Annotated in this window: 13 protein-coding genes; 9 read left to right on the plus strand and 4 right to left on the minus strand. The window is 68.1% G+C overall.

All coding sequences use genetic code 11. From position 1 onward, the window contains the following. The first annotated feature begins 75 nt into the window (after positions 1 to 75). The 5 genes from EV193_RS22255 to EV193_RS22275 all read left to right on the plus strand — a co-directional run bounded on the left by EV193_RS22255 (position 76) and on the right by EV193_RS22275 (position 5,205). On the plus strand, positions 76 to 1,443 hold the full coding sequence (locus EV193_RS22255; RefSeq protein WP_130346161.1) for a dipeptidase: 1,368 nt from the start codon (positions 76 to 78) through the stop codon (positions 1,441 to 1,443). Further along, positions 1,440 to 2,915 carry a glutamate/gamma-aminobutyrate antiporter GadC gene (gene gadC, locus EV193_RS22260; RefSeq protein ID WP_130346162.1) on the plus strand — a complete coding sequence of 492 codons (1,476 nt, stop codon included), beginning with the start codon at positions 1,440 to 1,442 and terminating at the stop codon, positions 2,913 to 2,915. Before EV193_RS22255 ends, gadC begins: the two co-directional genes overlap by 4 nt. 68 nt (positions 2,916 to 2,983) lie before the next feature. After that, positions 2,984 to 3,385: a hypothetical protein gene (locus EV193_RS22265; protein WP_130346163.1), complete on the plus strand. Its 402-nt coding sequence runs from the start codon at positions 2,984 to 2,986 to the stop codon at positions 3,383 to 3,385. Between the two features lie 55 nt (positions 3,386 to 3,440). After that, a complete protein-coding gene (locus EV193_RS22270) occupies positions 3,441 to 4,550 on the plus strand; it encodes an AI-2E family transporter (protein ID WP_130346164.1) in 1,110 nt (369 codons plus the stop codon). Between the two features lie 226 nt (positions 4,551 to 4,776). After that, the gene (locus EV193_RS22275; protein WP_207222754.1) at positions 4,777 to 5,205 is read left to right on the plus strand and encodes a hypothetical protein; all 429 of its coding nucleotides are present in this window, start codon (positions 4,777 to 4,779) and stop codon (positions 5,203 to 5,205) included. A gap of 73 nt (positions 5,206 to 5,278) precedes the next feature. Here the strand turns inward: EV193_RS22275 and EV193_RS22280 are convergent, their stop codons facing one another. Beyond that, positions 5,279 to 7,306, minus strand: a complete 2,028-nt coding sequence (locus EV193_RS22280; RefSeq protein ID WP_165401462.1) for a M6 family metalloprotease domain-containing protein — start codon at positions 7,304 to 7,306, stop codon at positions 5,279 to 5,281. A gap of 243 nt (positions 7,307 to 7,549) precedes the next feature. Between EV193_RS22280 and EV193_RS22285 the strand changes: the two genes are divergently transcribed. Then, positions 7,550 to 8,785 carry an MFS transporter gene (locus tag EV193_RS22285; protein ID WP_242613574.1) on the plus strand — a complete coding sequence of 412 codons (1,236 nt, stop codon included), beginning with the start codon at positions 7,550 to 7,552 and terminating at the stop codon, positions 8,783 to 8,785. Here the strand turns inward: EV193_RS22285 and EV193_RS22290 are convergent. Together EV193_RS22290 and EV193_RS22295 are read right to left on the minus strand one after the other, a co-directional pair. Then, a complete protein-coding gene (locus tag EV193_RS22290) occupies positions 8,685 to 9,419 on the minus strand; it encodes an SAM-dependent methyltransferase (protein ID WP_130346167.1) in 735 nt (244 codons plus the stop codon). The genes EV193_RS22285 and EV193_RS22290 overlap by 101 nt on opposite strands. After that, positions 9,416 to 10,150: a PP2C family protein-serine/threonine phosphatase gene (locus EV193_RS22295; RefSeq protein ID WP_242613575.1), complete on the minus strand. Its 735-nt coding sequence runs from the start codon at positions 10,148 to 10,150 to the stop codon at positions 9,416 to 9,418. Before EV193_RS22295 ends, EV193_RS22290 begins: the two co-directional genes overlap by 4 nt. 77 nt (positions 10,151 to 10,227) lie before the next feature. Between EV193_RS22295 and EV193_RS33460 the strand changes: the two genes are divergently transcribed. Next, the gene (locus tag EV193_RS33460) at positions 10,228 to 10,389 is read left to right on the plus strand and encodes a hypothetical protein (RefSeq protein ID WP_165401463.1); all 162 of its coding nucleotides are present in this window, start codon (positions 10,228 to 10,230) and stop codon (positions 10,387 to 10,389) included. Here EV193_RS33460 and EV193_RS22300 read toward each other — a convergent pair whose 3' ends face one another. Further along, positions 10,390 to 10,647 (minus strand): DUF2631 domain-containing protein, encoded by a 258-nt coding sequence (locus EV193_RS22300; protein WP_130346169.1) that lies wholly within the window; start codon positions 10,645 to 10,647, stop codon positions 10,390 to 10,392. A 59-nt stretch (positions 10,648 to 10,706) separates the two neighbouring features. On the opposite strand from EV193_RS22300, the gene dxr reads away from it, so the two are divergent. Together dxr and EV193_RS22310 are read left to right on the plus strand one after the other, a co-directional pair. Further along, positions 10,707 to 11,897, plus strand: coding sequence for a 1-deoxy-D-xylulose-5-phosphate reductoisomerase (gene dxr / locus EV193_RS22305; protein WP_130346170.1), 1,191 nt, complete (start codon positions 10,707 to 10,709; stop codon positions 11,895 to 11,897). A 29-nt stretch (positions 11,898 to 11,926) separates the two neighbouring features. Continuing rightward, positions 11,927 to 13,126, plus strand: a complete 1,200-nt coding sequence (locus EV193_RS22310) for a M50 family metallopeptidase (protein WP_130346171.1) — start codon at positions 11,927 to 11,929, stop codon at positions 13,124 to 13,126. Positions 13,127 to 13,138 lie beyond the last annotated feature (12 nt).

The raw sequence follows: 13,138 nt of genomic DNA on the forward strand, positions 1-13,138 counted from the left end.
GAGATTGTTCCAGCATCCTGCTTTTGGGTGACCGTCCTCTCGGGACCGTCGCGTGATGTCGGGAGTGGAGACTCGGTGGAATCGAAACTTCATTACACCGTCCGCGGTCTGATGCCCAGGGCACGGTCCGACCTGGCTCAATTGGTTGCGTTTCAATCGGTGGCTGACCCGCAGCAGTTCCCACCGCAGGAATGTCGCGCCACGGCCGAGTGGCTGGTGTCCGCATTCACCGAAGCCGGACTGGGCGAGATGCGGACGGTGCGCACATCCGACGGGAGCGACGCGGTGGTCGGCAACGCGCCGGGACCGGATGGTGCGCCCACGGTGTTGTTGTATTGCCATTACGACGTGCAGCCACCGTTGGACGAGCAGGCATGGCGGACGCCGCCGTTCGAGCTGACCGAGCGGGACGGCCGCTGGTATGGGCGGGGCTCGGCGGACTGCAAGGGCAATATCGTGATGCACCTGACCGCGTTGCGGGCGTTGGGCGCCGCTGATTTCCCGGTAGGGCTGAAGTTCGTCGCCGAGGGATCGGAGGAGCAGGGCACCGGCGGGCTGGAGGAGTTGGTAGCACAGCAGCCGGAACTGTTCGCCGCCGATGCGATCCTGGTGTGCGACACGGGAAACTTCGCACCCCGGCTGCCGACCGCGACCACCTCGTTGCGCGGGCTGGTCAACGTGGTGGTCTCGGTGTCGACCTTGAACGGTGAGATGCACTCCGGGATGTTCGGTGGACCCGCCCCGGACGCCCTGGCCGCGTTGGTGCGTCTGCTGGACACGCTGCGCGACGCGGAAGGTGGCACCGCCATCAAGGGGTTAGACGCCGGCGGCCGGTGGCAGGGGGTGGCCTATCCCGCGGCGCGGTTCCGGGCCGACGCCGGAGTGCTGGACGACGTGACGCTGTTGGGCTCCGGTGAGATCGCCGATGAGTTGTGGGCCAGGCCCGCGGTGACCGTGCTCGGGATCGACTGCCCGCCGGTGGTGGGCTCGGCGGCGGCGGTGCCGGCCTCGGTGCGGGCCCGGGTGAGCCTGCGGGTGCCGCCCGGCGTCGACTCCGACAAGGCGCTGGTGGCGCTGACCGAGCACCTGTACGCGGCGGCTCCGTGGGGCGCCAAGGTTTCGGTGGACACGGAGGCGGTGGGGCAGCCGTTCCAGGCCAGGACCGACGGTCCGGCCTACGCCGCGCTCGGCGCGGCCATGCGGGCGGCGTACGGCACCGACATGGTCTACGCCGGCCAGGGTGGCTCCATCCCCCTGTGCAACGTGCTGTCGACCATGTTTCCCAGAGCGGAGATCGCGCTGATCGGAGTGGAGGAGCCACACTGCCTGATCCACGCGCCCAACGAGAGCGTCGATCCCGTCGAGATCGAGCACATGGCGTTGGCGGAGGCGTTGTTCCTGAATGAGTACGCCGCGACTGGGCGTGGTCGGAGCTCGCGATGACCGCCGCTGACGGTGCCCAGGCACAGACCAGGTCACCCGAGCCGGCGCCCGCGAAGATCAAGATCGTCGCGCCGGCCAGCGCGATCACCTGGGTGACGCTGGCGCTGATGACCACGAGTTCGGTAGCCAGCCTCCGCTCGGCGCCGACGATGGCCGTCTACGGGCTGACGTGCGTGTTCTTCTACGTCATCCCGGCTGTCTGCTTCCTGTTGCCGACCGCGCTGGTGTCCGCGGAACTGGCGTCGGGCTGGGCCGGCGGGGTGTACCGGTGGGTCAGCGAAGGTCTGTCCAAACCGCTGGGCTTCCTGGCCGTGTGGTGCCAGTTCGCGATGACGATCTTCTACTATCCGAGCCTGCTCGCTTATGTGGCCAGCACCTTCGCCTACGTCATCGACCCCAGGCTGGCCGGCAACGGCCTCTACACCGCCCTGGTGATCATCATCCTGTACTGGGCGGGCGTCTACATCTCGGCGCGGGGCACCAAGGCCGTTGCCGGGTTGTCCAGCGCGGGCCTGGTCATCGGCACGCTGATCCCCGGCGCGTTGCTCGTCGTGTTGGGACTGATCTTCCTCGGCCAGGGCAACGCGTCGGCCGCACCGATGACCGCCGATCACCTGCTGCCGCAATGGACCGGGCTGGCCAGCCTGGTGTTGATCGTCAACAACTTCCTGGCCTACTCCGGCATGGAGATGAACGCGGTGCACGTCTCCTCGCTGCGCAAGCCGGCCACCGAGTTCCCGAGAGCCATGTTCGTGTCCTGCGGGCTGGTGCTGGTGATCTTCATCGTGCCGGCGCTGGTGATCAGCTGGGTGGTCCCGGCGGGGAACCTGAGCCTGACCGCGGGCGTGATGCAGGCCTTCGACGGGTTCTTCAGTCACTTCGGGATCGGGTTCATGACCCCGATCCTGGGCATCCTGCTGATCGCGGCGGCGCTCGGCGGCATGCTCACCTGGTTGGCCGGGCCATCCAAAGGCCTGTTGATGATCTCACGGGAGAACGGCTACCTGCCGCCGTTCCTGCAACGGCTCAACAAGGCGGGTGTGCAGCAGAACATCCTGGTGACCCAGGGCGTGGTCACCACGTTGATCGCGTTGATGTACGCGCTCATCCCGGACGTGTCCAGCGCCTACTGGATCCTGTCGGCGATCACCACCCAGGTGTACCTCATCGTGTACCTGCTGATGTTCGTAGCGGCGCTGCGTCTGCGCCGGCGCTACCCCGACCACCCGCGCGGGTTCACCGCGCCCGCGCTCAAGACGTTGTGCACGGTCGGCTTCGCCGCCTCAGCCGCCGCGATGTTCATCGGGTTCGTGCCCCCGTCACAGTTCGGCGATGGGAACCTGCTGGCCTATCTCGCGATTGTCGGCGGCGGCATGGGCGTGATCGGACTGCTGGTTCCGTTTCTGTTGCTGAAGTTCCGGCGGCCCGAATGGCAGGCCGAGCCGACCACCGCGGGCGGTGCTGAGCAGTGACCGCACATACATCGAGCGCACCACAGCACTCCACCGATGGGCACGGCAACCCCCGCACCCATCGGCTCATGTATCTCATCCTGGCCGCGGCCTTCGTGGTGCTCACCGCGATCGCGGCGATCGCCTACCACCAGGCCCGGGTCGACCAGCAGGACCTCGACAAGGCCAAAGAACTGCAGGCTCGCTTCACCGCCGCCCGCCTGCCTTTCCCCGTCGATCTGAACGACATCACCCGAATGTTCCGCAGCGACGGCGGAGCCGTGTGCGCCGACCCCGAAAGCGCGTTGCGACAAGCCCGATGGCAACAGGACATGTCCAACGGAGCCACCGGCCCTGGCCAACGGCCCATCATCTCCGACCGCGACATCGCCCTCGCCGACACACTGATCATCGACACCTACTGCCCAAGCAAACTGCCCGCTTTCAGAGCCAAAATCGACAACCTCAAACTCGACGACACCGCCCGCTGACCAATCCAGAGCGGAACGTCGGACCTCCGCTGTATGAGTCCACCCGGGAGGTTCCATGCGCGAGGGCCCGATCGCCGATGCGGAAGCGGCTGCCGCCGAGCTCAGCACCCCCGACCAACCGTTCGGCGGGCGGGGCAAGCCGTTCGACCGCCGTTCGCCGTTCCTGGTCGGGATGGCGGCAGCCGCCGGGGTCGCCGCGACCTACGGGCTGGTTCAACTGCTGCTGGGCGTCCGGGGAATCATGCTCCTCGTCGGACTGGCGTTGTTCCTGGCCGTGGGTCTGGAACCGGCGGTGTCCTGGCTGGTCGCTCGCCGCTTTCCCCGATGGGTCGCGGTCACCACGGTGTTCCTGGTCGCGCTGGCAGCGGTGGGCGGCTTCGTGGCCGCGACGATCCCGGTCCTGGTGGACCAGGCAACGCAACTCGTGCACAGAGCACCTGGTTACCTGGAACAGGCCACCGAGCGCAATTCCTTGTTGGGCCAACTCAATGAACGCATCCAACTCCAGCAACGATTCGAGCAGGCGCTGAGTGGCCGGGAGTCCGTCCTGATCGGCGGTCTCCTGGGGGCAGGCCAAGCGGTGTTGACCGCACTGAGCAGCTTTGTGCTCCTGGTGGTGTTGACCGTGTACTTCCTGGCCGACCTGCCCCGCATCCGGGCAGTGGGCTATCGCATGGTGCCGGCGTCGCGTCGACCGCGCGCCATCCTGCTCGGTGACGAGATCGTCGCCAAAGTCGGTGGCTACGTGTTGGGCAACCTGCTGATCTCGGTCATCGCCGGGGTCGTCGCCTATGCCTGGCTGCTGATCTTCGGTGTGCCCTACGCGCTGCTTCTGTCGATCATGGTGGCGATATTGGACATGATTCCGCTGGTCGGCACCATCACCGCCGGGATCATCGCGTCTCTGGCGGCGTTAACCGTGTCACTGCCGGTGGGCCTGGCCACCATCGGATTCTTCGTTGTCTACCGCCTGGTCGAGAACTACCTCCTGATCCCCAAGATCATCGGAGGGGTGGTCCAGGTACCAGCCCTGGCCACCGTGGTGGCTGTGATCGTGGGCGGCGCGCTGCTGGGCGTCGTGGGCGCCGTGATCGCCATCCCCGTCGCCGCGGCGTTGCAACTGCTGGTACGAGAAATGCTCGTCCCACGCCTGGATCGTGCATAGCGTTCCGCTCCAACAGGATCGACGCCGGGCCGAAAGCGATCACCGCGATCTTCACTCAACAGTGTAGGAATTGGTGGGGAACGGATGATCGATCGTTCACTGCTGACCTGGGGAACACACCGCCCGCGGGCCTGCCCCGCAAGCCGCGCCGAATTGCCGGCCGGCTGGCCCGGTGTTGTGCTCGGGTTCCCCGATCATCAGGGAAAGGACGAGCACAATGCAGCAAGTGTCTGATCGACTGGTCGAACTGTCCCACCGCGCCAAAGCCGCCGAGGACGCCGTTGCCGCGGCAAAGACGCAGACTCGGGACAAGCTGACCGACATAGTGGACCAAGCCCGGCAGAAGGCCGAGCGGCGCGCCGATGGGTTGCTGGCCGACGGCGACCGCATGCTCGAGGACGTCGACAACAGGTGGAGCGGCATGCAGGCCCAGTGGAAAAACCTGGTGCGCACGGTGCGCACCGAGGTCCGCGACACGCAGGCCAGCTTCGACGCCACCCGCATCCAGCGGCGCGCCGACCGCGCCGAACAGAGCGCGGACATGGCCGTCGCCTTCGCGCTGGCCGCGCTCGAGGAGGCCGAGTACGCCGTGCTCGACGCCACCCTGGCCCGCGCGGACGCCAACGACGCGGCCGCTGGGGTCGGGCCGAACTAGCCCAATCATCGCCCACCCCCATCACTACCTCACGTGAGGTAGTGATGGGGGTGGGGCCGGCGGAACGGCACCGTTAGCGGGACTGGATCGTGCAGTCGGCGGTCTGGGTCTTGGACGGGTCGCTCTCGGACTTCGCGGTCAGTGTCACCGTCGCGGCTTGTCCCGCGTCACCGGTCTTCGCCCGCGCGTACACCGGGACCCGCACCTCGTGGCCGGCCTTCGCCACGGCGAGGTCGTTGGGGACGACGATCTGCCAGCTGTCGCCCGCCGTCGCGCTGAGCCGGTACACGTCCGAGTCGCTGCCGGGACTGCCGCCCGATCCGGTGTTGGTGACGGGGAACTGGCAGGTCGCCAGCCCGTCGGCGTCCGGCGCCGCGCTGGTCGGCTTCACCGCGACTCCGCGCTGCTGGGCGCCCGCGCCGTCCAGGTTGCGGATGGCGACCGTGTAGGAGAGCAGGCCCTCCTGGTCGCGATGGACGCCGAGCACGTAGAAGTGCAGGCGATTGGCCTCGTCCACGTACTCGTACTCGCTGCCGGAATTGGTGCCGGCGTGGAACAGCGAGTCGGACAGCTGCCGGTAGTCGCCGATGGTGATCGGCACCTTCGTGCCGTCCGGCAGCACGTAGTCGGTCATGCCGATGTCCTGCGGATTGGCGTCGACCACCCAGATGAACGGCGCCTGGTCCACGTTGCGGGTCTTCGCGAGCAGCACGCCCGAGTCCGGCGTGAAGGAGTCGGTGCCCATTCGGTCGACGATTTCGAGGGTGTAGTTGTCGTACTTTCCGAAATCGCACAACGGGTCGGTGTCCGGATCGCACGGGCCGCTGTGGTCGCCGCCGTCGAGTTGGATGTTGATACCCGACAATTCACTCTCGCCGGGAACCAGGGACCTCGCCTTCACATTGGTGACCACGACGCCGGATTTCGCCAAGTCGCCGCGGGAGAGCCGAAGCACGTCGTCGTCGCCGACCATGTTGAGCTTCATCTTGTTACGCAACATGTGTTGTGCGCCCATGGTCGCCCCCGCGGTCGCCGGGATCGGCCAGCGGCTGTGCGGGCCACCCGGACCGTTGAACGTGCCGCGGCTGAGCATGTCCCAGATTCCGCTGAACGCGCGGTGCGGAGGTTGTCCGTACGGATTGTTGTAGTTGTCGCCGATGCCCAGGATGTGGCTGAACTCGTGGGCGTAGACGGACATTCCCGAGCTTTCGGTCTGCACGGAGTAGCCACCGCTCGCGTGTGGCCAGATCGAGGCGCCCGCCGCCCACGACGTCCAGTCGACGTACCGGGTCCCCGACCAGTTGGGCATGCTGCTCGCCGGTGGGCCGAACGGGTCGGTGACGTCCTCCTTCTTCGGGAACTTCATCATCCCGAACTCCTGCCAGGCACCCGATTCGTCCTGCCCGGCGGACACGAAGAACACGAAGTCGAACCCCTTGGGGACCTCGCTTCCGACGTCCTTGATCCACGCGGAACGGGCATCACCGGCGAAATTCCGGTTGCAGTTGTCGCCGGGCGGGCAGGCGTCCTGGAAGTCCATGCCGTATTCGTGCGCCTTGCCGGCAAGTTTGTACGGCCCGAACGCGGTGAGGTTGACGCCGTAGCGCCCGCCCGAGTCCTCCATCCAGTATTCGTGAATGGTGTGGCCGCGGTTGAGCGTGCCGGGTTTGTTCAACAGATCCTGGTAGAACCGCGCCACCGTGTCCCGCGGAACGTCGTGCGCCTCCGCCGTGGGATTGCCGAATACCGTCGAATTCTGTGGCTGGGTCACCACGAACGGCTTGTCCGAGAAGTCGGCCAGCACGAGCGCGCCGCGAAACTGGCGCGTCGATCCGGGCACCGCCGGGTCCGCCCAGTTCGTTCCGGGAATCTTCTTGTAGTCCTGCCAGGTCATGTGATCCGGGTTGACCCACTTCTGCGGATCGATCGGCGCCGGGAAACCGGGCACGCCGTGCGCGACGGCCGGGCGCTGCTCCTGCCATGGCTGGCGCTGCGGCCAATGGTCGGCCTGCCACGGGTTCGCCGGCTGGTCCGGTGGCGTGGCCGAGGCCAATGAGGGCGCGAACGACAGCGCGGCCGCCGTCAGCAGTGCCGTAACCATCCGCAAGCGATGACGGGTCCGCATGGCGACAGCCCTCCGATGGCGGCGCGGGGATCGAGACAGAATCAAGTTCGCCTTCTCCGGCGGCCACGGTCAACCAGGGCACGTACGCATTTCCGACTACTCACTACTTCTGGCGGGGGACCGGTGGCTCGGCGGTGATAACCCGGCAGCACGGGTAAGTGGCATTACCGCGGCGCTCTACCGACGTGAAGACTGAGAAGAATCGTCGGAAGGAGCACCGTGCTGGCCGAGCCGCGCACCACGACGCTGCCCGTTTCCCCGCTCCTCGCGCTCGCCACCACGGTGTTCCTCGGTTGCCTGACCGAGGTGTTGCCCGCGGGTCTGCTGCTGGGCATGTCGGAGAGCCTGGCGGTCTCTCCGTCGGTGACCGGCCAACTGGTGACCGTCTACGCGATCACCACCGCGCTGACCGCGATACCGCTCACCGCGCTCACCCTCGGCGTGCCGCGCAAGAGCCTGCTGCTGGTGCTGGTCGTGGGATTCCTGCTGACGAACCTGGTCGTCGCGATCAGCTCGTGGTACCCGCTCGTGCTGGCCGCCCGGATCGGATCGGGCGCGGTGACCGGCGTGATGTGGTCGCTCGTCGCCGGGTACGCGATGCGCATGGCGCCGCCGGGAAAGGCGGGCAAGGCGCTCGCGCTCGCGATGGCGGGCACGCCGGTCGGGTTCGCGGTCGGCGTCCCCGCCGGGACGGTGCTCGGCGAACTGGTCGGCTGGCGCTGGGCCTTCGCGATCATGGGGTTGATCACTGTGCCGCTGCTGGTGTGGGTGATCGTTTCCGTGCCGCCGTACCCGGGTGAGGCCAGGGCGACCCGCACCCGGCCGCACACCGTGCTCCGCGTCCCCGGGCTGCGCCCCGTGCTCCTGATCGTGCTGGCGTTCTCGTTGGGGCACAACGTTTTCTACACGTATCTCGGTCCGGTGCTGGCCGATGTCCAGCGCGACGGAATGCTCGGCGTGACCCTGCTCGTCTTCGGGGCGTGCACGGTCGCCGGCCTGCTGATGGTGGGCACGGTGCTCGATCGCCGTCCGCGCGCGGTGCTCGGTACGTGCGGCGCGGGGACCGTGGTCGGCATCGCGCTGCTCGGCATCGGCGGTGGAGATCCCGCGACGACACTGATCGCCGCGGGCGTGTGGGGAGTCTCCTTCGGCGGCGCGCCGACGGCGTTCCAGGGTGTGACGGCCATGGTCGCGGGACCGACGTCGGACGCGGCGCAGTCGATGACCATCGCCACCTGGAACGGCGCGGTCGCCGGCGGCGCGTTCCTCGGCGGTGTGATCCTCGACGGGGGCGCGGCCGGGCTGCCCTGGGCCGCCGCCGGTCTGGTGGCGCTGTCGGTGCTGGTCGTCGCGGTCAACCGGCGGTTGATGGGCGGCGGAACAGCGCCGTCCACAGGAACGGCTCGCCGAACCACGGTGACTCCGACGGCTCGTCGTTCAGCCGACGCAGCGTGATCTCGGTGAGGGTGGAGAAGATCCACCGCAGCGATTCCGACGAGTAGGCGAGCCCGCCGCCGAGGCCGCCGTGCCGGTACAGGTCGGCGTCCGGCAGCTCCGATCCCATCGAACCCTCCGCGAAGCAGGTCAGGGCGAAGTGCCCGCCGGGAGCCAGACACCGGTCGAGCAGGTCGAGATAGCTGACTCGCCGGTGCGGCGGGAGATGGTGGAAGCAGCCGGAGTCGTAGATCAGGTCGTACGGCCCGGTCAGCTCGGCCGTGAATGCGTCGCCGCGGTGGAACCGCACGTCCACGCCTGTTGTCGTGGCCCGTTCCCGCGCCCACTCGATCGCGGTGGGGGACAGGTCGACGGCGTCCACGGTGAAGCCGTGCGAGGCGAGGTGCACGGCGTTGCGTCCGGGCCCGCAGCCGAGGTCGAGCGCGCGACCTGGCACGAGCGGCCCGTGTTCGAGCCACGAGACCAGGCTCTCGTCGGGCTTGTCCGCGAAGAACGGCACGTCCTTGGCGCGGTCGGCGTAGAACCCGTCCCACCACGACGAGCCGCCGTCGTCGGTCCACCGGTCGGTGTTCGGAGCGAACAGTCCGTCGAGTAGCCGGAGCACGTCCTCGATACTGCGAATATGCCGGTTCACCTGCGCACTCTACCGGCAACAGTGATCACGATCGCGGTCTCGTTGTCGATTCCGCCGGCGGCGTTCGCGGCGGCGATCAGGCCGTCCACCGTGGTCGCCGGCTCCTCGCGCGCGCCGAGCAGGCCGGCGATCCGGTGGTAGTCGACCTGGTCGGAGATCCCGTCGGTGCACAGCAGGTAGACGTCGCCCGGACGCGGATGGAGCGCCATGACGTCCGGGTCGGGCGCGCCGGGATGGCCGACGTAGCGGAGCAGGTGGTACCGCGCCGCGGCGGCCTGCGGCGAGTCGAACGGGTACCAGCCGTGCACCGCGCCGAGCCACGCCATCGTGTGATCCACGGTGAGCAGTTCGAGCGTGCCGGCGCGCAGCCGGTAGATCCGCGAGTCGCCGAGCTGCACGATCCAGAACCCGTGCGCCGACTCGATGATCGCGGTGAGCGTGCACCCGGCGAGCGCCCCGATGCGCTGGCCGAACGCGCCGATCTCCTGATGCGCCGCCGCCAGTGCCCGCCGGATCTCGGCCGGTCCGACCTGGTCACCGGCGGCGCGGACGTGCTGGAGGAGCGTCTCGACGGCGGTCTTGCCGGCCATCGCGCTGCCGTCCCCGGTGCCCATGCCGTCGGCGACGATCGCGAGCAGCGGGTCGACGCTGAGGTGCACGACGTCGTAGTTGCCTTTGCCGGTGAGACCGGCGTCAGTGCCGCCCGCCGCCGCGAGGTCCAGATCGGTCACGCGGCGATCCTGCCAGGTGGGCACGATCGCGGCCGAAGTGTGATGTCAGGCGCGCCGGTCGGGCCTACCGTGGAGACATGAGCGCGAATGTGATCGAGGTCACTGACGACGAGCTGACTCTCATCGTGGCGGCGCTGCGGTCCTACCTGTACGACTTCGGCCACGACGAGGCCGACCTGCAGCGAGCGGCGAAGCAGCTGCTCGGCAAGCTACCCAAGATTGAGAAGAAGGCCGGCTAGCTACCGGCGCCACGAGGTCCTGCGGCGCACCTGGTCGATGATCAACAGGACGATCAGACCGGCACCGGTGAAGATCAGCCACAGGTTCTCGACGTTGCCCCGGTGATTGCCGATCAGGAACAGGAAGCACACGATCGCCGTGATCCACCCCGCGACGCGGGTGGCTCGCGGAAACGTGCCGTGCCAGCCCCACTCCGCCGACGGTTCGTCCTGTGGATCCACGACGAACGCCGGGCTCTTCTCCTTCGAGCGCGCCATGGCGACATCATCGCATGGCGCCGTTCGAGCCGCGCCGGGCGTCGGGGACAATGGCCGTGATGACCTCATCTGACCCCCGCACGGTCCTCGTGCTCGGTTCCACCGGCTCGATCGGAACCCAGGCGCTCGACGTGATCGCCGCCAACCCGGACCTGTTCACCGTCGCCGGTGTCGCCGCCGGTGGCTCCGATCCGGAAGCCCTTGCCGCGCAAGCGATCCAGAGTGGTGCGGCGGCCGTCGCGGTGTCCGATCCGAACGCCGTGGACGACCTGCGCGCGGCACTGGAGGCCAAGGCCAACGGCGCGCCGCTGCCGAGGATCCACGCCGGCCAGGACGCCGTGCTCGAGCTGATCGACTCCACTCCGGCCGACGTCGTGCTGAACGGCATCACCGGCTCCCGGGGCCTCGCGCCGACGCTGCGCGCGCTGGCCACCGGGCAGACCCTCGCGCTGGCCAACAAGGAGTCGCTTATCGCCGGCGGCTCGCTGGTGCTGCGGGCCGCCAAGCCCGGGCAGATCGTGCCGGTGGACTCCGAGCACTCCGCACTCGCGCAGTGCCTGCGCGGCGGCCGGGCCGACGAGGTCGACCGGCTGGTGATCACCGCGTCCGGCGGGCCGTTCCGAGGGCGCGCCCGGCACGAGCTGGACGGTGTCTCGGTCGAGCAGGCGATGGCCCACCCGACCTGGAGCATGGGCCCGGTGATCACGATCAACTCGGCGACCCTGGTCAACAAGGGGCTCGAGCTGATCGAGGCGCACCTGCTGTTCGACGTGCCCTACGAGCGCATCGACGTGGTGGTGCACCCGCAGTCGATCATCCACTCGATGGTCACCTTCACCGACGGCTCCACGCTCGCGCAGGCGAGCCTGCCCGACATGAAGCTGCCGATCGCGCTGGCGCTCGGGTGGCCGGACCGGGTGGCCGGATCGGGCCGCCGGTGCGTGTTCGACGAGCCGACGGCCTGGACGTTCGAGCCGCTGGACAACGAGGTGTTCCCGTCGGTCAGCCTGGCCAGGCAGGCCGGCGAGCAGGGCGGCTGCCTTCCCGCGATCTACAACGCGTCGAACGAGGAGGCGGTCAACGCCTTCGTGGAAGGACACACCACCTTCACGGCCATTGTGGACACTGTGCATCGTGTCCTCGACGACGCGCGCGACTGGCACCACGAGCCGGCCGACGTCGACGAGGTGCTCGCGGCGGAGCAGTGGGCGCGTGCGCGGGCACGAGAGCGGCTTGGAGTGACGGCGTGACCCGTAACCGGGTGTGGAAGGACTGATTCGTGCTCGCGTGGATCTTGGGGATCGTGCTGTTCGCGATCGGCATCTGTTTGTCGGTCGCCCTGCACGAGGCGGGGCACATGTGGGCCGCCAAGGCGTTCGGCATGAAGGTCCGGCGCTACTTCATCGGATTCGGCCCCAAGATCTGGTCGTTCCGCCGGGGTGAGACCGAGTACGGGCTGAAGGCGATCCCGCTCGGCGGGTTCTGCGACATCGCCGGCATGACCGCGATGGACGAGCTCACACCGGACGAAGAGCCGCGGGCCATGTACCGCTATCCGGTGTGGAAGCGGGTCACCGTGATGGCGGCCGGCATCCTCATGCAGTTCGTGCTCGGGTTCGTGATCCTGTACTTCGCCGCGATCAGCGTCGGGCTGCCGAATCTCGGCATCAAGCCGATCGACGCCAAGGCCACCGCGCCGGTGGTGGCCCAGATCTCACCGTGCGTGGGGGAGACCGACAAGGGCTGCCCGCAGGGCGCGCCGGCGCCGGCGAAGACGGCCGGTCTGCTGGCGGGCGACACGATCACCTCAGTCAACGGCAAGCCCACGAAGTCGTGGGACGACGTGAAGACCGAGATCGCCGCGCGGTCGGGACCGACACCGCTGACGGTCAGCCGCGGTGGCCAGGTGGTGCCGCTCACGGTCGACGTCGCGAAGGTGAACAACGCGGGCGCGATCGGTGTCCGGGTCGTCACGCCTGACCAGGGTCCCGAGATGTACCACTACAACGGCCTGAGCGGGCTCGGTGGCGCTGCTACGTTCACCGGCGACCTTTTCGCCCGAACGTGGGAAGGTTTGATGCGCTTCCCGGAGAAGATCCCGAAGGTCGTCGAGGCCATCGGCGGCGGGGAGCGTGACAAGGACACGCCCGTCAGCGTGGTCGGCGCGAGCGTCATCGGCGGTGACGCCGTGGAGCGCGGCCTGTGGGAACTGTTCCTGTTGCTGCTGGCCAGCCTCAACTTCTTCATGGGTGTGTTCAACATCCTGCCGCTGCTACCGCTGGACGGCGGCCATATCGCGATCGCGTTGTACGAGAAGGTGCGTGACACGATCAGGCGATTGCGCGGGAAGCCGGCAGGTGGTCCGGTCGACTACACCAAGCTGACCGGGGTAACGATGGTAATCGTCTTCATCGGAGCCGGCATCGTGTTGTTGACCGTCACAGCCGACATCGTCAACCCCATCCGAATCGGGCAGTAGCCTGGAACCGTG

The sequence above is a fragment of the Herbihabitans rhizosphaerae genome (assembly GCF_004216555.1).
Taxonomy (GTDB): Bacteria; Actinomycetota; Actinomycetes; order Mycobacteriales; family Pseudonocardiaceae; genus Herbihabitans; species Herbihabitans rhizosphaerae.

Bases quoted from the DNA above. Each gene is read 5' to 3' on its own strand.
- EV193_RS22300 (WP_130346169.1), bottom strand. From the start codon at position 10,647: ATGGCGCGCTCGAAGGAGAAGAGCCCGGCGTTCGTCGTGGATCCACAG.
- gadC (WP_130346162.1), top strand. From the start codon at position 1,440: ATGACCGCCGCTGACGGTGCCCAGGCACAGACCAGGTCACCCGAGCCG.
- dxr (WP_130346170.1), top strand. From the start codon at position 10,707: ATGACCTCATCTGACCCCCGCACGGTCCTCGTGCTCGGTTCCACCGGC.
- EV193_RS22280 (WP_165401462.1), bottom strand. From the start codon at position 7,306: ATGGTTACGGCACTGCTGACGGCGGCCGCGCTGTCGTTCGCGCCCTCA.
- EV193_RS22265 (WP_130346163.1), top strand. From the start codon at position 2,984: ATGTATCTCATCCTGGCCGCGGCCTTCGTGGTGCTCACCGCGATCGCG.
- EV193_RS22270 (WP_130346164.1), top strand. From the start codon at position 3,441: ATGCGCGAGGGCCCGATCGCCGATGCGGAAGCGGCTGCCGCCGAGCTC.
- EV193_RS33460 (WP_165401463.1), top strand. From the start codon at position 10,228: ATGAGCGCGAATGTGATCGAGGTCACTGACGACGAGCTGACTCTCATC.